The organism is Cupriavidus consociatus, from assembly GCF_017814975.1.
Classification (GTDB): Bacteria; Pseudomonadota; Gammaproteobacteria; order Burkholderiales; family Burkholderiaceae; genus Cupriavidus; species Cupriavidus consociatus.
On sequence record NZ_JAGIQA010000015.1, the window covers coordinates 80940 to 99006 of the forward strand.

General features: G+C 59.6%; 19 protein-coding genes. 5 read left to right on the forward strand and 14 right to left on the reverse strand.

Annotation, left to right across the window (positions count from 1 at the left end):
- Nucleotides 1-8 precede the first annotated feature (8 nt).
- Nucleotides 9-926: a tyrosine-type recombinase/integrase gene (locus tag J8I82_RS20850; protein ID WP_431831568.1), complete on the reverse strand. Its 918-nt coding sequence runs from the start codon at nucleotides 924-926 to the stop codon at nucleotides 9-11.
- 243 nt (nucleotides 927-1169) lie between these two features.
- Here J8I82_RS20850 and J8I82_RS20855 point away from each other — a divergent pair, with 243 nt between their 5' ends.
- Nucleotides 1170-1586 (forward strand): VOC family protein, encoded by a 417-nt coding sequence (locus J8I82_RS20855; RefSeq protein WP_209760716.1) that lies wholly within the window; start codon nucleotides 1170-1172, stop codon nucleotides 1584-1586.
- Between the two features lie 369 nt (nucleotides 1587-1955).
- Here the strand turns inward: J8I82_RS20855 and J8I82_RS20860 are convergent, their stop codons facing one another.
- The 11 genes from J8I82_RS20860 to J8I82_RS20910 all read right to left on the reverse strand — a co-directional run bounded on the left by J8I82_RS20860 (nucleotide 1956) and on the right by J8I82_RS20910 (nucleotide 12681).
- Entirely contained in the window at nucleotides 1956-2927 is a 972-nt protein-coding gene (locus J8I82_RS20860) for a Bug family tripartite tricarboxylate transporter substrate binding protein (protein WP_209760719.1), read from the reverse strand.
- Between the two features lie 456 nt (nucleotides 2928-3383).
- Nucleotides 3384-4757, reverse strand: coding sequence for an acetyl-CoA carboxylase biotin carboxylase subunit (gene accC, locus J8I82_RS20865; protein ID WP_209760721.1), 1374 nt, complete (start codon nucleotides 4755-4757; stop codon nucleotides 3384-3386).
- Nucleotides 4750-5235 (reverse strand): acetyl-CoA carboxylase biotin carboxyl carrier protein, encoded by a 486-nt coding sequence (gene accB, locus J8I82_RS20870; RefSeq protein WP_209760723.1) that lies wholly within the window; start codon nucleotides 5233-5235, stop codon nucleotides 4750-4752. Before accB ends, accC begins: the two co-directional genes overlap by 8 nt.
- A 7-nt stretch (nucleotides 5236-5242) precedes the next feature.
- Complete coding sequence (locus J8I82_RS20875; protein ID WP_245179956.1) at nucleotides 5243-6019, reverse strand: LamB/YcsF family protein; 777 nt, start codon at nucleotides 6017-6019, stop codon at nucleotides 5243-5245.
- Nucleotides 6020-6058: 39 nt separating this feature from the next.
- Nucleotides 6059-7153: a 5-oxoprolinase subunit C family protein gene (locus tag J8I82_RS20880; RefSeq protein ID WP_245179958.1), complete on the reverse strand. Its 1095-nt coding sequence runs from the start codon at nucleotides 7151-7153 to the stop codon at nucleotides 6059-6061.
- Nucleotides 7039-7740: a 5-oxoprolinase subunit PxpB gene (pxpB, locus tag J8I82_RS20885; RefSeq protein WP_209760727.1), complete on the reverse strand. Its 702-nt coding sequence runs from the start codon at nucleotides 7738-7740 to the stop codon at nucleotides 7039-7041. Before pxpB ends, J8I82_RS20880 begins: the two co-directional genes overlap by 115 nt.
- A 497-nt stretch (nucleotides 7741-8237) precedes the next feature.
- Nucleotides 8238-9146: a LysR family transcriptional regulator gene (locus J8I82_RS20890; RefSeq protein WP_209760729.1), complete on the reverse strand. Its 909-nt coding sequence runs from the start codon at nucleotides 9144-9146 to the stop codon at nucleotides 8238-8240.
- A 43-nt stretch (nucleotides 9147-9189) separates the two neighbouring features.
- Nucleotides 9190-10008 (reverse strand): alpha/beta fold hydrolase, encoded by an 819-nt coding sequence (locus tag J8I82_RS20895; RefSeq protein ID WP_209760940.1) that lies wholly within the window; start codon nucleotides 10006-10008, stop codon nucleotides 9190-9192.
- Between the two features lie 137 nt (nucleotides 10009-10145).
- Nucleotides 10146-11360 carry a pyridoxal phosphate-dependent aminotransferase gene (locus J8I82_RS20900; RefSeq protein ID WP_209760731.1) on the reverse strand — a complete coding sequence of 405 codons (1215 nt, stop codon included), beginning with the start codon at nucleotides 11358-11360 and terminating at the stop codon, nucleotides 10146-10148.
- A complete protein-coding gene (locus J8I82_RS20905; RefSeq protein ID WP_209760733.1) occupies nucleotides 11357-12016 on the reverse strand; it encodes an RraA family protein in 660 nt (219 codons plus the stop codon). Before J8I82_RS20905 ends, J8I82_RS20900 begins: the two co-directional genes overlap by 4 nt.
- The gene (locus tag J8I82_RS20910) at nucleotides 12013-12681 is read right to left on the reverse strand and encodes an RraA family protein (protein ID WP_209760941.1); all 669 of its coding nucleotides are present in this window, start codon (nucleotides 12679-12681) and stop codon (nucleotides 12013-12015) included. The genes J8I82_RS20905 and J8I82_RS20910 overlap by 4 nt, the downstream gene beginning before the upstream one ends.
- Before the next feature lie 104 nt (nucleotides 12682-12785).
- Here J8I82_RS20910 and J8I82_RS20915 point away from each other — a divergent pair, with 104 nt between their 5' ends.
- Nucleotides 12786-13736 (forward strand): LysR family transcriptional regulator, encoded by a 951-nt coding sequence (locus tag J8I82_RS20915; protein ID WP_209760735.1) that lies wholly within the window; start codon nucleotides 12786-12788, stop codon nucleotides 13734-13736.
- Between the two features lie 96 nt (nucleotides 13737-13832).
- Nucleotides 13833-14501, forward strand: coding sequence for an RraA family protein (locus J8I82_RS20920; RefSeq protein ID WP_209760737.1), 669 nt, complete (start codon nucleotides 13833-13835; stop codon nucleotides 14499-14501).
- A gap of 129 nt (nucleotides 14502-14630) precedes the next feature.
- On the opposite strand, the gene J8I82_RS20925 is transcribed toward J8I82_RS20920, so the two are convergent.
- A complete protein-coding gene (locus J8I82_RS20925; protein WP_209760950.1) occupies nucleotides 14631-14882 on the reverse strand; it encodes a hypothetical protein in 252 nt (83 codons plus the stop codon).
- Here J8I82_RS20925 and J8I82_RS20930 point away from each other — a divergent pair.
- Together J8I82_RS20930 and J8I82_RS20935 are read left to right on the forward strand one after the other, a co-directional pair.
- Nucleotides 14777-15778: a tripartite tricarboxylate transporter substrate-binding protein gene (locus J8I82_RS20930; protein ID WP_209760740.1), complete on the forward strand. Its 1002-nt coding sequence runs from the start codon at nucleotides 14777-14779 to the stop codon at nucleotides 15776-15778. The two genes, J8I82_RS20925 and J8I82_RS20930, sit on opposite strands and share 106 nt — an antisense overlap.
- A 250-nt stretch (nucleotides 15779-16028) precedes the next feature.
- Nucleotides 16029-16991 carry a Bug family tripartite tricarboxylate transporter substrate binding protein gene (locus J8I82_RS20935; protein WP_209760742.1) on the forward strand — a complete coding sequence of 321 codons (963 nt, stop codon included), beginning with the start codon at nucleotides 16029-16031 and terminating at the stop codon, nucleotides 16989-16991.
- 45 nt (nucleotides 16992-17036) lie between these two features.
- Here the strand turns inward: J8I82_RS20935 and J8I82_RS20940 are convergent, their stop codons facing one another.
- Entirely contained in the window at nucleotides 17037-17963 is a 927-nt protein-coding gene (locus J8I82_RS20940; RefSeq protein WP_209760744.1) for a LysR family transcriptional regulator, read from the reverse strand.
- Between the last annotated feature and the right edge of the window lie 104 nt (nucleotides 17964-18067).

The following is an 18067-nucleotide window of genomic DNA, read 5'->3' on the forward strand; positions in this document are numbered from 1 at the left end:
CGGATCCGCTAGGCCGCTGGTAGCTGGATGGTGGCAAAGATACGGTCGCAGGTCCGGCTGCTGGCCAGCCCGAGCATCTGGCTCACTTCGTCGCGCGGGCGGCCGGCGAGCAGCTGGCGGCGGCAGAAGGTATTGCGCAGGGTGCGCGGACTCATCTCGACGTCGGAGACCCCGATCGCCTTGAGAATCTCCGACACGATGCGGCCGAAGCTCATGTCGGTAACCGGCTGGCCGTTCGGGCGCAAGGTAAAGAGTCGATCGCCCTCGATCGGCAGCGTCTTCCGGCGCGCCAGCCACTCGCGCAGCAGCGACACAGCGAAATCGGGCAGATGCACGGTGCGCGCTTCGCGTGGGCCGTGGGCGGGGACGAACAGGTACGGTGGCGCAGCGTCGGGATAGAGGTCGCCCATACGCGCCGCGCGAGCCTCGGCCGCGGTGATGCCTGTCCCGAGAAAGGTGGCCACGATGGCGCCGCTGCGAAGTTCGGCCAGGTCTTCGGCGGGGGATTGCAGGTAAGCCTGCAGCCGCTGGTCAGTTGCCGCATCGAGGTAGTACGGTGTGGGCTCTTCCTCTGGCCAGCGCACCGAGGCCAGCAGGCCTGCGGCGGGATTGTCCTTGCGCACGCCGGCGAAGACCAGATGCCGGCACAGGCGATCCAGCAGCTTCACGTACCGCATGCGGGTGGCCTGCGAGTAGGTTCGCGCTTCCGGGGTTTGCCAGAAGGCCTCAATGTCATCGGTGCCGAAGCTGGCCACCGACTTGCCCCGCGCCAGCAGGTGTCGACGGAAATGCTCGAACATCGCCTGGTGCTGCAGGATCGAGCGCTCAGCAAAGGGGCGCCTGTCGGCGCCGGCCGCTTCCCGGGTTTGCCAGTCGCGGTAAGCAAGCGTGGGGTTCGAGAGCCAGAGGGTGTCCATGCCAGTCATAGCCAAAGTTATATACTGAATTTGGCGTTCCTCCAACAGCTTGCCGCCTCGGTGAGGCGGAATTGCTGGCAGCAGGGGGCATGGGACTCGTCTTTTCGTGATGCGGCTTCCGGCGTACCGGCATAGTCGCAAAGTCAAGGGTCGCAGCGCGCAGTGCGGCGTGCGCACTGGCCATCTTGTACCGTCATCCGGCGCGGCCATCGCGCATAATTCCACTATCCGCTAAACAGCACCTGACGAATCATGACGCAATCTGTTTTTCACCTGGCGTTCAATATCACCGATCTCGATGAGGCGCGCCGCTTCTACGGCGGCGTCCTTGGCTGCAAGGAAGGCCGCAGCACCGACACCTGGGTTGACTTCGATTTCTTCGGCCACCAGATTTCGCTTCACCTCGGCAAGCCGTTCGAGACCGCACGCACCGGGCGGGTCGGCAATGCCCTCGTGCCGATGCCACACTTCGGCATTATCTTGTTGCTGCCAGAATGGCGCGCGCTGGCCGACCGGCTGACGGCGGCCGGTACAGATTTTGTACTGGCGCCACAAGTGCGATTCGAAGGCGAGCCGGGCGAGCAGTGGACGATGTTTTTCATCGACCCCTTCGGTAACCCGATTGAGGTGAAGGGATTCAACACCTGGGAGGCTGTGTACGCGCACTAGCGTGGCCGCATCCACGTGGTGGGCGACAGCAGTGGGGGGAGTGCAGCGCACCATCGCCAAGCCCCGGCGACATGGCAATCGCGACGTTCTGTTCTGTATCAACTCTCGGCCATGAACGGCCTCTGCGAAGACCGGGGCGGACCGCCATGGCAGGGGAGAGTGCATCCGGCCAGGCCGAATCGGCGGATCCGCAGAGGCCGTCGTGGACGATTTTGTCGTGGACCTCTTTGATCAGAATGCGCGGCAAACCTCGCCGTTCAGGGCGAGGAAGGATAGCGCGGACGCCGCAGGCAAGCACGTTGAGCCGGCACGTGGCGTCGAATCGAGCATCAGGCGGTAGGGTGTTTAGCCAGGAGCCAGGCCGCTTTGCTAGTCCAGTTTGATGCCGGCGTCCAGAATGACTTTTTTCCACTTGCCCGCCTGGGTGTTCATCAGCACCTCCAGAGCTTCCGGAGTGCCTCCAGCAGATTCCAAATCCATTTCTACAAGGCGACGCTTGATTTCCGGCTCGGCCAGAATCTCGTTGATGGCCTTGTTCAGCTTGGCGGTCACATCCTTTGGGGTACCCGTCGGCGCGACGAGCGCTTGCCAGAAAATCATCTCGAAGCCCGGCAAGCCGTTCTCGGACACAGTGGGGAGTTCTGGATATGCTGTGGCGCGCTTCGACGTGGTGATTGCCAACGCCTTGAGCTTTCCGCCTTTCACGAGCGGCATTGCTTCGGGGGCGAGCGCCATCATGATTTGCACTTGCCCTGCCATGAGGTCCTGCAGTGCAGGCGCTCCGCCCTTATAGGGGACGTGGACGACGTTGGTGTTGGTCGCTTTCTTGTACAGCTCCATCCCCAGATGGCTGGGTGTGCCATTCCCCGCAGATGCATAGCCTTCTGATGACGGCCGGCTCTTCAGATAGCGGGCAAGCTCCGACATTGTTCTGACAGGAACATTGGGGTTCACCACCACGACGCTCGGGATAGACGTCACCTGAATGATGGGAGTAAAGTCTTTGGCCGGGTCATAGCTTAGCTTGCTGTACAGGCTCGGGTTCACCGACAGGCCCGTCATAGTCGCGAACAATAGGGTGTAGCCGTCCGGCGCCGACTTCGCCACTGCAGCGGCGGCAATTGCTTCACTCGCACCCGGGCGATTGTCGATAACCACCGGCTGCCCGAGCTTAGCGGAGAGCCTTTGTCCAACCAGGCGCGCCACGCCGTCAGTTGAGCCACCAGGCGGGTAGGGTACGAGCACTCGAATCGGCTTGTTCGGGTAATCTGCGGCACTGGCAAAGACCGGAGTGCTGAACAGGGACAATGCGGCAACTACAGCAGTCGTGATGCGCTTCATGGCGTCCGTCCTTTTTAAAAATGTGGCGGGACAAATAGTCCTGGTTGCTAGGCGTCGAGGAACCCGAGAACAGCGTCGCCGTATCCGACCGTCTTCCCGTCCTCTGTGAGTTGATGTCCTGTACGGCCGTCAGCGGGGGCAGGGACGGCACTCAGTACAGATTCAATGGCAAGATAGCCAACGTGGTCGCCCTTTTTAACTTCACATGGCGCTGAGCCAGCGGCCAGCGGATGGTTTCGGCTGAAGGTGCCGGTGGCGTTTGCAACAATCTCTCTAGGGTTCGAGACCCGGGGTGACGCAGCTGGCTCCGTAGTCTCCCTGTTGCCAACCGTCGGGAGCTCACGGGGCTCACCAGGCGCTAAGGAAAGCCGTAAAGTCAGCGTTTCCGAAGCCTCGCGATATGTCAGCTCCCACACGCCAGCGCGTTCTAGTCTGCTGACCAGGGACGAAATCTCTTCACAGTTCATGGCCGTTTTCCTTAGATGTGGCCCAAAGCGACATCAGTCGCTCCAAATAGTGAATGTCAGAACCGCCAGCAGCAAACGCAGGTTCGTCCATCAACTTGCGATGAAGTGGGACGGTTGTCTGAATTCCCTTAATCTGGAACTCGCCAAGGGCCGCCTTCATTCTGGATACGGCCTCCTCGCGGGTGGAACCCAGCACCAGGAGTTTTGCGATCAGTGAGTCGTAATGGGGTGGCACGACGTAGCCAGGATAGACATGAGATTCCACCCGTACTCCTGGCCCACCCGGCACCACCCAGTCCACAATCTTCCCGGGGCAGGGGGTGAACTTCCAAGGATGCTCGGCGTTGATGCGGCATTCGATGGCATGACCGTTGAACGACACATCACGCTGCGGAATACTCAGCTCCTCACCCATGGCGATTCGCACTTGCTCGGCAACGATGTCGATACCAGTGACGAGCTCCGTTACAGGGTGTTCCACCTGGACCCGGGTGTTCATCTCAATGAAGAAAAACTCGCCATCCTCGTACAGGAACTCGAACGTTCCGGCCCCCCTGTATCCGATGCGGATGCAGGCTTGGGCGCAAAGTTCGCCAATCCGCGCAATCTCATCCCGTGGGATGCCAGGCGCCGGAGATTCTTCGATAAGTTTCTGGTGACGTCTCTGAGTCGAACAGTCCCGTTCGCCGAGCCACACGGCGTTGCCATGGGTATCAGCCAACACCTGAATCTCGACGTGGCGCGGCGTCTTGAGGTATCGCTCGAGATAGACGGTCGGGTTCCCGAAGGCCCTGCCGGCTTCTTCCTGCGTCATTGCCACGAGGCTGGCCAGGACACTCGGGTCTTCCACGACTCGCATGCCGCGGCCTCCACCGCCTCCGGCCGCCTTCACAATGAGCGGAAAGCCTACGCGTGAAGCAATTTCTGCGAGTTCGGCGGTATCCTCGGGAACAGGGCCGTCGGAACCTGGAACACAGGGGACTCCCGCCTCAGCCATCGCTTGTTTTGCGGTAACCTTGTCACCCATCAAGCGGATGGATTGGGACGTCGGCCCAATGAACGTTAGACCGGCTTTCTCGACGGCAGCCGCAAAGGCCGCATTCTCTGAAAGGAAGCCGTACCCAGGATGAACGGCGCCTGCTCCGGTAGCCTTTGCGGCCAGCAGGATTTCCTGCTGATTTAGGTAGCTTTTCGACGAAGGAGCGGGCCCGATGCAGATGGCCTGGTCTGCCAAAGCGACATGACGGAGGGTGGAATCGGCTTCCGAGTGGACAGCTACCGTCTTGAGCCCAAGTTTGCGGCAGGCACGCTGTATCCTGAGCGCAATTTCGCCGCGGTTCGCGATGAGGACCGTATCAAACATTGGCGCCCTCCAGGTCCTCGAGCCCAAACAGGGGCGTATCGGGCGAGACCGAAGCCCCATCGGACACGAGAATCTCAGTGATGCGCCCTGACCGGTCGGCCTCGACGGGGTTAAGCAACTTCATCGCCTCTACAATTGCCAAGGTTTGGCCCTCGGTTACGGTGTCCCCCACCGCAACGAAGGGCGGTTGTTCAGGCGCGGGTGAGCGATAGAAGGTGCCAATCATGCCGGCAGCGATAGTGTGCTTCGTCGCAGCCGGCGCGACCGGGTTCTTGACAGGTTGTACGGTAAGCGCCGCATCTACCACCTCGGATGAGGGGTCCGAAGTGACATGTGTGCCGGCGTCGCGGCTCCGGCCAGAACGCGTTGGCGTTCTCTTCAACGCCAATTGCCGCTGTCCATCGCTGTACTCAATTTCGCTGAGTGCGCTTGAGCGTTCCAGGACGCCGACCAGTGTTTCGACGAACTTCAGGTCCATGCTGTCCTCAGCTGAAAGACTTGACGAGAATGCCGGCACCTTCCAGCTTGCTACGCACCTTTGCCGCCATCTGGATTGCGCCTGGCGTATCGCTGTGGACGCAGATAGTGTCAATCTGTACGGGGAGCAGTTTCCCGGTAACCGTTTCAATGGCACTGGCCTGGACCATGCGCAGCATCCGGGCAGCAGCCTCCTCGCCATCGTGGAGTACGGCACCCGGGACGGAGCGGTGCACCAGGGTGCCTTCTTCCGTATAGGTGCGGTCAGCAAACACCTCCCGCCGCACAGCCAAGCCCATTTCCGAAGCTACGCGCTCCATCACCGCGCCGGCGAAGGTCATGCAAATGAGGTTGGGGTCCACCGCTTGGATGGCCCGGGCAATCGCCTTGGCAACGGCCTCATCTGTCTGGGTAAGGTTGCCCAGCGCGCCGTGCGCCTTGACGTAGGTAATAGGGTGCCCCGCATAACGAGAGAGGGCCTGCGCAGCGCCAATCTGATAAGCGACGAGCCGTTCGACTTCACCATCGGTGAACGGAATTACGCGGCGACCAAAGCCCCACAGGTCGGGGAATCCGGGATGGGCGCCAACTGCGACGCCCCGTGCTTTTGCCAGAGCAAACGTCTTGGCCATGATTTCCGGGTCCCCAGCGTGCATCCCGCACGCTACGTTCGCCGACGTGACAATTTCCAGGATGGCAGCATCGTCGCCCATGCGATATGCGCCGAACCCTTCGCCCATGTCGGAGTTGAGGTCGACTTCAATCGCCTTCGTTTGAGTGCTCATGATTCTAGGTTCCTTTCTCGATGGGTCCGTTAGGGATGTTCAAGCGCGGCCCGACATCATGGCCAGGGTGTCGCGGATGCGTAGCTCTTCATCGCGTCTGGTTCGCAGCGCCGTAACCGCGGTGTCGATGTCGGTCAGTTCGAAGCGTACGTTGCAACCAATAGGTGCTTGGGAGAGCTTCCACAAATCGGCTTCGATCACCGTGGCAATCTTGGGATAGCCTCCACACGTGTTCGCCTCTGCGAGTTGCACGATGGCCTGCCCGGATGGGGGAACCTGGATGGTGCCTGCCACGATGCCGTGGGAAAGGAGCTCTACAGGTACGGATTGGATGAGCGCGGGGCCGATGAGCCGGTAGCCGACACGATTGGCGTCTGGCGATACCTTGAATTCATCCTGCAAGAATGCGGCAAGAGACCTCGGAGTGAAGCGGTCAAACTCGGCCGCAGGCAGTACTCGAACGGTGACGCAGTTCGTACTCAGTTCGTCCCAGTAGTCGAGAAGGCCCGGCGGCACAACTCCCAGGCCCACCTTCCAAGGGCGGGCAGAGCGGGAATGCTCGCTACCAACGTCCAGACGGTCCCCACGCATCAGCCCCCGCCCGGATGCGCCGCCGAACGCTCCTTTCAAATCAGTCGACTTTGAACCCATAATCGGCTTGACATTGATGCCGCCGCCGAAGGTGAGATACGCTCGGGCGCCGCGTCGTGGGCGCTCAATGACAAGGGTCTGTCCAGCGGAAGCGCTCCGCCCCCACCATGGCGCTAGCCGCTGGTTGTCCAGGGTCGTCTTCGCATCTGCGCCCGTGACAGCAAATCGGATGTCCTGGTGGAACTTGACGCGAAAGGGGAACAAATTGATTTCGATGCCAGCCTCGCCGCGCTCATTACCAACCAGAGCATTGCCAATCGAAAGCGCAAACGGGTCCATGGCGCCGCTCCGGCTAACTCCGTAGCTCAAGCATCCATAGCGTCCCAGGTCTTGGACGACGTTGGGGGCGCCGTTTGACAGAATCTCAATCACAACAGAACCTCCTTGACGCTGAATCTCACGGAGTCCCCAGGCGCCAGCAGGCACGGCCGCTCGTTCGACGCATCGAACATCTCGCGGTCGGTTATTCCGACGATGTGCCATCCAGAGGGAGCGGTGCAGGGCATGACCCCGGCCTGGCTGCCACCAACGATTACCGAGCCCTTCGAGACCTTCATACGGGGCGTACTGCGACGCGGTACTGCCAACTCGTCGGGGAGGCCAGTCATGTAGGCGAACCCAGGCATCGAGCCGACGCATGCCACGGTGTAGACAGCGGAGCCATGGCGTTTTATGTAGTCTTCAACGGTGAGCGACGCGCGTTTGGCCAAGTCTTGCAGGTCTTCCCCATGCTCTCCGCCGTAGGTGACAGGGATGTCGAAATGCTTGCCAGAGCTGCGCGAAGGGGTGGCCGATTCCCAGAGCGTGCGCATCATCATTTCAGCATCGCGCGGATGGAGCTGAAGAGGGTCGAAGGTCAGGAGTAGATTGTTGACGCCGGATACCACCTCAAGTGAGCTGACTTTCCCAAGGCGCTGCCGCAACCTGGAGGCCAGCGAAAGAAGGAGCGACTGAGTGTCGTTGTCGAACGCGCCCGTGGACGCGTCAAGCAGGAGGGCGCCGGAGCCAGCTGCGTGGATTCGGGCGGCGACACTGTTGTCCGGCTCGGCCAGTTCCAATGTGAGGGTCATGCTTCAGATACCAATGTCGGTTCAAGGTCCGGCCACCACTTCGTGGCGCGGCGTCCGGGACAGTTCAGTGTTCCAACGCCATGTGAGGTGTTTCCTTGGCGGAGCGTAGGCTGGCCAAGAAATCCGGCATGACGGACACGAGTCGAAAACTGCTATCCGATGCGACAAAAAGCATGCTGAACTTATTCCGCGTCATTTCACACCTCGCGTTTTGGTTATATGAATCGTACGTAGGAGAGGTGGTCGTCGACAAACGGGAATTTTTTCGAGGGGCTAATAGATTTTTCTTCGACCCTTAAGGGTTCGTTCACCGAAAGGTGCCCTCCGTGAGCCCTTTTGCGGTGCTTGGGTGGCTATGGAGGCGCGCGGGCAAGGGCAAATCCCGGCTGTCCTCTGTAGAGAAAGGCCCGCTATTAACCTGCGATATGGAGAATAGCTCGGGTAATCTCTATTCGTGAATCAAGACCTGAGCAGGGCTTTCCGAGTCCGATGGAGAACTACTGTGGCGAGAAGGGCGCTGGCATGGAGCGCATAAATCTGTCCGCTTCCTGGCAAGCCAATTCGGCCACCAGTCTGATCGCATCGGATTCTCGACTTTCCAAATAGCTGACAATCAGCCCCTGGGGCGGGAGCGCCATATCCGTCTCAATAATCCGAAGCTCACCACGGACGATCTCTTCCCGCACCGGGGGGAGAGGTATAAGCGCATTCCCCAAGCCGCTGCGAACCAAACGAGCCAGTGCCGCGATGGAATTGACGCAATGTACTTTCCCCATGGGGACACCAGCGCGTCGATAGACGTCTTTCAGGACAAGGTAGGGCTGCGAGCCCCGGCTCATCGTGACGACGGGCTGGGCGAGTAGTTCTCGAACGTCCGATTTGGGTTGACCCTTGCCACCTGGCCCTACCCATCCGACGCCCATCGGCAGGCAAGTCGTGCTGATGACACCGTCACCAGCCAACTGGTCAGTTTGTAGTGCGATGTCGACGTCGCCATCACGAAGACTTCTATTGAGCCGGTCCGTGGACTCGGAACTCAGCTGGACTTCGATTCCGGGATATGACGACTGGAGGTGTTCAATGAACCCCACCAACCAGGTGTGGACGACGGTATCGATGGCGCCAATACGGACGCTGCCCAAAACATTCTGGTCCGACTGGCCGAGTTGCAGGATGTACTTCTGCATCTCTAGCACTCGTTCCCCCAGGGGAATCAGCTTCATGCCGACGGGTGTCAGACGTAGGTCACCTGCCTCACGTGAGAATACCCGAGCGCCGATTTCCTCCTCGAGCGAAGCGATACGATTTGAAATCGTGGCTTGAGTGATGTGCAACTTCTCTGCGGCGGCGCGAAAACTGCCCAGCTGCACGACCAGAATAAAGCTTTCGAGGAAGCGAGTGTTCATGATGGCGAACCGTGTTTCGTGCCGCAGCAACAGCGTTTGCCTACTACCTGTTCTCGGCACGCAAGAGGAAGCGCTCAATGCGCTGCCACATTTCGACGGGATTCGAGTACATCGGGAAGTGGGCGCAATGGCTAATCTCAGCAAGCTCCACGCCTGATTTGTCGAGGAGCGGAAGATAGCTAAGATGGTTGTTCTGCTCGCCGAACATGAACATCTTGGGGCAGTGCAGCGACAAGAACTTATCCATCAACGCGCCGTGGTCCGAAAGCTGCACCATCGAGCTGAATATGCTGGCAACCGCCTGCGCTCGAACCTTATGTCGAAGACTGGCCGCATATAGCGGTGACGAATACTGCGACGAATGCCAGTTCCGGTCGATAAAGTCATTGAAGAAGTCCTGGGAGTCATCGGACGGAAAATCGACAATTTGCCGGCTCAGGAAGCAATCTTCTGGTGCGACGTTACCCTCAATATCAATGAAGCTCAGCACGCGGTTGCCCAGCTCATGGGCAAGCATCAGCCCCGTGAGCCCACCCATCGAGTGTCCCACCAGATGGAAGCGGTCTATCCCCGCGGGCGCAAGCATCGCTTTCGCGGTCTCGACCAGGAAGGGAATGCTTATCCTCCGGAGGTCGCTGCACGCAGTTTCACCGCAGCCAGGAGCGTCATAGGCAAGGAACGCCCTCCCGGCGAAGGCCTCGATGAGTGCGATGTCCGCAAAGTCTTCTTTGGTGGAACCAAAACCGTGCAGAAAGACGATGGGTGCAAGCTCCCCTTGCCGACTGATGGCGGCTACCTTGAGGGCTACGCCGTCTACGTCAAGTGTGACGGATTCTTTGAGAGTGTTTCGGGTGAGCGTCATCATGGTACGATTTTGGTGTTGTCCGTCGACCGTCGCGCCGGATAGCTTTGCGGCTTCCGTCTACTTCCTGAGCTGTACTGCCTGGCGCCCCATTCTCTTGGGATGAAAGGGCGCGATGCAGCCGGCCCTTCCTCACGTCATTTCAGCGACAAGCAGAACTCCCGGATGGCTTCGCAGGCTTGGCGCAGCGAGTCGTTGTCCAGGGCGTATGCAAAGCGGATATACGGACCCAGGCCGAAGGCCGAGCCATGCACCACTGCTACGTTGGCCTCCTCGAGAAGGGCAAGCGCGACGTCCTCATCTGTGCGCAGGAGGGTCCCGGCCGGAGTCGTCTTCCCAAGCAAATCCTCACAGGAAGCAAACGCGTAGAACGCGCCGCCAGGCATCGTGCAACTCAGACCCGGGGTGCTATCCAGTAGCTCCACCATCATGTTTCGGCGAGCCTGGAAGACTTCCTTGGACTCGCGAATGAAGTCCTGTGGTCCCTGCAGGGCGGCAAGGGCCGCGTGTTGCGAAATAGAGGATGCGCCGGAAGTTTGCTGTCCCTGAAGCTTCTCCATTGCTTCCAGCAGCCAGGCCGGGCCGGTGCCAAAGCCAATACGCCATCCAGTCATGGCATACGCCTTTGACACGCCGTTCATCGTCAGCGTGCGGTCTTTCAGACGCGGCTCGACTTGCGCAAGCGTGAAAAATTCGGCGCCATCGAACGTCAGATGCTCGTAGATGTCATCTGACAGTACGAGGACGTTCGGATGCGCCAGCAGTACTTCTGCAAGGCCGGCGAGTTCGTCCCTCTGGTACACGGCTCCCGTGGGATTCGAAGGCGAGTTGAGAATCAGCCATCGAGTACGGGGCGAAATCGCCTTGCTCAGTGCATCCGGTGTCAGTTTGAAGCCAACATCTGCGCCGCACGGTACAACTACCGGTGTGGCGCCGCAGAGCTGTGCCATTTCTGGATAGCTCACCCAGTAGGGGGCGGGCACGATGACCTCGTCGCCGCCGTTGAGCGTAGCTGCCAAGGCGTTGTAGATGACCTGCTTGCCGCCAGAACACACGATGGTGTCCTGCCAGCGGACGTCCAGGCCGTTCTCACGATTGAACTTCTCGGCAACAGCCTCGCGTAGCGCTCTGAGTCCTGCTACCTGGGTGTACCGCGTATGGCCGGCTCGGATTGCGCCGATGGCCGCCTCACAAACGTGAGGTGGCGTGTCAAAGTCGGGTTCTCCGGCACTGAGGGAGATAACCTTCGCTCCGGTCGCACGCTTCGCCGCAACTCGGTCCATCATTCGGTAGGTAGCCGAGGGCTGGGCGCTCGCGAGATGGACGTTAAGACGTTGGATTTCGGACGTCATGGCGCCTTCCTTTGCAGAGTGTGGTAGCCGAGGGCTTCGCGTGCTTCGCCCAATGTCTTCCCGTCAGCGATGTAGTCACGAATCTTTGATTCGACTTCCTCAATCTTCCGCGCGAGCTCGGCAACTTCTTGAGCGCGTCCTCGGGGGATGATGACCACGCCGTTGGCATCTGCCACGACGATATCCCGAGCGCAAACGCGAGCCGTGCCGACCGAAACTGGGGTATTCACCGAATCGACCTGGACGCGGTCCTTACCCGTGCGCATGAATCGTCCACGGGTGAAAAGCGGATAGCCGTCCCCGAGCGCCTTCATCACGTCGCGACACACGCCATCAATCACGGTAGCCGCGATGCCGCGTGCGCCAGCGTACTGGGTCATGATGTCGCCCCAGACAGTACAGTCGGTACGGCCGTCGTTGTCGATGACGATGACGTCGCCAGGCTGCACGTCGTCGATGAAGTCGCCGACGGTTCCCGGCGGGGTGCTAGCCGAAACATACTTAACCGTGAAAGCGGGGCCGACTACTGCCTTCCGATAGTTGTCCAGCGGAGCGATGTCCAGGCACTGGCCAGGCAGACCGAGTCGGTCCATTGCGTCAGATACGCCCGGTGTATCCAGACCCTCGAAAAGTGCGACCAGTTCCTTGTCAGTCATTTTGCCTCCGCAGTTTTGATGGCTTCAAATTCCTTGTCGTGCATCACTTCCTCGACGGACCGACCCGAGCGGACAGCCTTCACCATGCCGTCCTGGCGGCGGGCGATGCGCTCGCCGAGGTCCAACACTTCCTCGATGCGGTCGGCGGGGACGAATACCGTGCCGCAGCGGTCTGCGATGACATAGTCGTCTTCGTGAACGACAACACCAGCGAACGTCACAGTTTTGCCAGAGTCGACCTGCACTACGCGGTTGCGCGCACTAATCATCGTGACGCCTCGCCCGAACACGGGGTAGCCAATCGACTCGCTGCCTTCGATGTCCCGGCTCGCACCGTCGATGACTGAGCCGCGGACCTGTTTAGCCACGGAAGCGTTCGCCAGGATGTCTCCCCAGCACGAAATGCCGTCCAACCCGCCAGCGATGACCAGGATGCGGTCGTCGGTCAGTACCTGGGCAATGACTGGAGAAATGAGGTGGACTGTCGGTTTTGCATCAGTCTTGGGACCGAGTTGGATGGTGCTCGCGCGGCCAACGATTTTCGGGCAGTCCCAGAGAGGGCGGATGCCATAGGTTGCGCCAGGTAGATTCAGGAAATCGAGCGCATCTGACACCGTGTTGGTGTCCAACGATGCGAGACGGTCCAGCGTAGAAGAGGTGCTCATGTCGAGACTCTGTTGGGTTGCCATGGTCATACTGTCGGCGCTAGAGTTCTCGATGTAAATTCCGAATCCAGTAAGCTTTCGATACGCCAAACCTATCAATCGTCATGATTAACTTCAGGCTTGTTCGACACCTTTACCTGTTCCTGGCCGTTGCTGAAGAAGGGAATTTCGGGCGTGCGGCAAAGCGTCTGGGGATGTCACAGCCTCCATTGACGGAGCAAATCCAGGTGCTGGAGCAGGCTCTCAAGGTGAAGCTCTTCGAGCGCGGAAGGAAGGGCGCGACTCTGACCCCCGTAGGAGCTGCCATCCTGCCGGCCGTGCGGAAGTTCGTCGAGCAGTTGAATCGATTGGAGCTCGCCGTCCAGGAAGCCATTACTGGAAGCACGGGCGTGCTGTCCATCGGCGCAATTTCATCCGCCTTAGTCGATACGCTGCCGGGACTCATCAACGAACTTGGTCGCAGGTTCCCTCACCTGACGGTCTCGGTGACCGAGATTGACAGCGTAGATGCGGTACCGGCGCTCGAGCGGGGAGACATTGACCTTGCCTTTGCTCGCCTTGAAGGCGAGTTAGGGGCAGGTGTTGATGCCATGCCGCTCAAGCAGGACCGGCTAGCGGTGGCCCTCCCGAAGACTCACAGATTCGCGGACATGCCCAGGGTTCGCCTTGCCAGCTTGGCGGACGAGCCTTTTGTCATCTTCTCCCGCGCGGTGAGTCCGACCTACTTTGACAGTTTGATAGCGACCTGTCGGGCAGCTGGCTTTTCTCCCCGGATACTCCACGAGGTCAGAACGGTTGCAACGCAAGTTGCGTTTGTGGGCTGCGGCCAGGGTATCGCGCTTGTGCCGTCGTCGATGAAGAAAGCTGCGCCGGAGAGCGTTGTTGTCAGACCATTGAAGGAAGCGGTGAGCGTTGTCACTACTGCGATGGCTTGGTCGAAGAGCCGACAAAGCGCGGCCGTCGAGGCGGCAATCGAAATTCTGGCAAGTGGAAAGGTGGTCGCACCTCGCCAGCGTACAGTGCCTAAAGCCGTACGGCAGACTGCTTATCCATAGGTTTTCCGTATGGAAGCGATCCGGTATTGAGAATTTACAGTTGAACCATGTTGGCCGAGAGTCTGCATATCACCGCGATTCATCAGGAGACTCTCAGTGGCAACACCCAACCTCACCGTCAATCACGTGCCCTCTCTCGCGCCTACCGAGCTAGTTGAGGCGTTCCGAGATGTGGTGACTCCTCACATCAGCGACAATCTGCAACGACTCTCTGGTGTCACTGGTCTGAAGCGATTCAACCGTAGCAAGAAATTGGTCGGGACTGCCGTAACAGTCAAGGCGAGACCGGGCGACAATCTGCTGATTTACAAGGCTCTCATGGAACTGCAGCCCGGCCATGTACTGGTAGTTGATGGCGGCGGCGACTGCACGAATGCGCTGGTTGGCGAGCTCATCATGCAGTATGCGGCTGCTAGAGGTTGCGCCGGGTTCGTTCTGGACGGTGCGATTCGGGACACCGCTGCCTTCTACGAGGCTGACTTTCCCTGTTATGCGAGAGGCGTCAGTCACCGTGGCCCGTACAAGATGGGGCCGGGGGCGATGAATGTGCCGGTTTCCGTTGGTGGGCAGCTCATTTCTCCGGGCGACATCGTTGTAGGTGATGAGGACGGCGTGGTTGCGTTTCCCTTGTCCCAGGCAGCGGCGCTATTGGATGCGGTAGCAGTGACGGCAAAGAACGAGCAAAAGATAATGGCCGAAATTGCGACGGGAACTCGTGAGCAGGAATGGCTTCGCCAGGTGCTGGAGCCGCACGGCTTGTACTAGCAGCTTCCAGGTCTGCTTACGGCAGCAACGGGCAGGCCTTCTGGCTCAGAACTCGGCGAAATCGGTGGCATATCGGGGCCTAACGCTTTCAGACGCTTCTCTTTCATACGCTTCTCCTATGAAACGGCCTCAGTTTTCGCTGCGTTCGGATTTGCCGTACGGACCTTTCGGTTTTTCCTGATTGCCGCGCGTGGCACTTTTCCCGCAACCTTCCATTCGAAAGTCGAACAGGTTCGGCGGCGACATGTTCGTCGCGGCATTATCGGAGACAGAAGATGGTTCGGAAGCATGCGGTTCTTGTTGGTCCTTGTGTCCGCTTGGCGGTTGGCGCGCTAGGCATTGCGTTTTGTTCTTCTGTAGCAGCGGCAGACGCGTTCCCATCCAAGCCCATCACGTTGATTGTTCCCTTCTCGGCTGGCGGCCCGACGGACGTCGTGTCTCGAGCGCTTGGGCAAGCGATGTCGAAGGACCTGGGCCAGAGTGTGGTGGTTGAGAACCGCCTTGGGGCTGGCGGCACCGTTGCTGCGGCCTATGTTGCTCGTGCGCAGCCAGATGGCTATACCATCCTCATTCATCACAACGGGATGGCGACGGCGCCCGCGCTCTATAAAAAGCTGTCGTATGATCCCCTGAAGGATTTCGAGTACATCGGCCAGGTCGCTGATGTTCCCATGACCATGCTCGGCCGGAAGGACTTGCCGCCGACCACGGCCGCGGAGCTGGTGAAGTATGTAAAAGAGAACAAAGACAAGGTCACCTTGGCTAACGCGGGACTGGGAGCTGTCTCGCAACTTTGCGGCTTGCTGTTCGAGGAGGCCGTGGGCGTCAAGATGACGTCCATCCCCTACCAAGGGACGGGTCCGGCGATGACCGCTCTGCTGGGCAGCCAGGTCGATTTGCTCTGCGACCAGACCACTTCCACGCTTCCGCAAATCTCTGCAAACCGCGTCAAGCTGTACGGCGTTACCACTCCAGCCAGAATCAAGGCTCTGCCCAACACCCCGACGCTGAATGAAGGGGGCGTTAAAGGGTTTTCCATGAAAGTGTGGCATGGTGTGTATGCACCGAAGGGTACCCCTCCGGCCGTCACTGCGCGCCTGACGAAGGCGCTGCAGCAAGCCCTGAAGGACCCGGTGGTCTCCAAGCGGCTTGATGAACTCGGTGCAGAAATCGTACCCATCGACAAGCAGACGCCAGCTGGTCTCCAGGCCTGGCTGAAGTCGGAGAGCGTGAAATGGCAACCGCTCCTGAAGACGATGAAGGTCGAGGCGCCGTAAGACACCTCGATTGCGAAGTCCAAAGCAGGGTCCATTTCGGACCGGCTTAGGCCCGCCATGCGCGGGCCATTTTTTTCCTGAAAGCTGGGAGTTGAAACGCAGCCAAAGTGCTTGAATAGGCGCTGCTTCAGGTATGCAGTTTCGTGATGGTAGGGGCCGAATATTCTATTTCTCTATCGCCGGCTTCCATGGATAACATGGGTGCACAGGGTGTAGCGGACACTCACCCAAAAAAGAACCCGGAAGAGACATGAAACACTTCATCATCAAAGTGGGGGTGGGTGCCCTCATCTCCTGCAGCGCCCACGCTCAGCAAGCGTATCCCGACCATCCCGTTCGTCTTATTGTCGGCTTCGCTGCTGGCGGCAGCACCGACCTGGTTGCCCGGATTGTCGCCAACAGAATGAGCGCGCTTCTGGGGCAGTCCGTAGTCGTGGAGAACCGCGCTGGCGCCGGCGGAACCATCGCGACCGACGCAGTGGCAAAGTCGAAGCCGGACGGCTATACCCTCCTTTTCGGTACCAGCTCCCACGCCATTAACGCTTCGTTGTATAAGCGACTGCCCTACGACTCAAACGATGTTGTCCCCATATCGATTGTCGCGTCGGTACCGATGGTGCTTGCCGTGAATCCGTCGGTGAAGGCGAATACGGCCAAGGAGTTCGTCGACGATATCAAGAAGAACCCGGCGAAGTACACATACGGGTCAGCCGGCAAGGGGAGTGCAGTACATATGGCCGTGGAGCTCCTTGCCTACCAGGAGAAGCTGCAAGTAACCCATGTTCCGTTCCGCGGCGCTAGCCAGGCGATTCAATCGGTGATTTCAGGCGATATCCCGTTTATTACTGACGCCGTATCGACGGCCGCACCGATGGTTCAGGCGGGCAAGCTGAAGGCCCTCGCTGTCACTACATCCACGCGTTCGTCGGTGCTTCCCAATGTGCCGACGATGAAGGAAGCGGGCTTCCCGTCCTATGAGAGCTCCATCTGGAACATGGTAATGGTGCCAAAAGGGACCCCCGCGCCGGTCATCGAGAAGCTGAGCGTGACCCTGCTCGCGACAGTGAAGGACCCCGACGTGCAGCAGCGTATGCAGAAGATTGGTGTTGAACCTGTTCTGGACTCCACCCCCGACAAGGCTGCTACTTTCGTTAAAGCGGAAACTCGCCGTTGGGCAGAAGTCATCAAGGCGGGTAACATCCAACCAGAATGAGCTGGGCGCCAGACCCCCTCTCTCTGTATATTGAGGGGCCTGGTGTTATGCACCAATCCACGTTGCGCCGGGCCAGGCACCGTCCAGCACCAGCCGACGCATCAACGCGACAAGCTCCCCGGCTACGAAGCTGCTCGCTGGCGACGGGCGTCGACTGCTCGCCTGCGCGATGACGATTCGACGGGAGAGGTTCGGCGAAACGATTGGCGCACCTGCGAGGGTGCCTGCCTCAAGTTCTTCGGATACAGCCGAACTCGGTAACACCGTAAATCCGAATCCCTGCGCAACCAGGGCCTTCTGAACGCTGAGCGCATTCGTCTCCATGGCCACCATTGGCGTGATGCCTGCCACCGCGCAAGCATGCTCGACGACGCCGCGCAAGCCGTGATGAGCGTTGGGCAGCACAAGTGGGATGTCCTTCAGGCTTCCAACGGTTTCCTCCTCGCCTTTCAACGACCCAGGTGCGCCGATAAGGTAGAGCTGCTCATCCAGCAGGGCTTCGACGGCCAGGTTGGAAGACACCTTGGTGTCGTAGAGGAGCGCGACTTCGACGTCGCCGGCTTCGAGCCATTCCAATACGTTGCCGGCATACCCGGCGTTGATGCGGACCACGAGTTGCGGATGCTTTGCCTTGACCGCCGACACCAGTTCGGTTGCGAGCAGCTCGCAGGTGCTGGGCAATAGCCCAATTGCTGCGGTGCCGGAAAGCTCGCGACTAGCGGGCTTGATTTGCGCCTTGGCACGGTCCAGTTCCTGGATAGCCCGCCGACCGTACTCAACCATCGTGCGACCGGCGTCGGTGAGCACCATGCCGTGCCGTTCCCGTTCGAATAGCTCAACGCCCAGTTCTTCCTCGAGCAGACGCACGTGCCGCGAGACCGCAGGCTGGACGATACGCAAGAGGTCCGCCGCCTTGGTGGCGCTACCGGTTTCAGCAATCGCCAGAAGGGCGCGCAGTTGCTTGATGTCCATATGGTCTGCCTGCTGTGGGTTCTATTCAGAATCGTGATGCTGACATCAAATAATTCTATTTCATGATGGGATACCAACAAAACTATGATAGCAGCGTTGTCCCC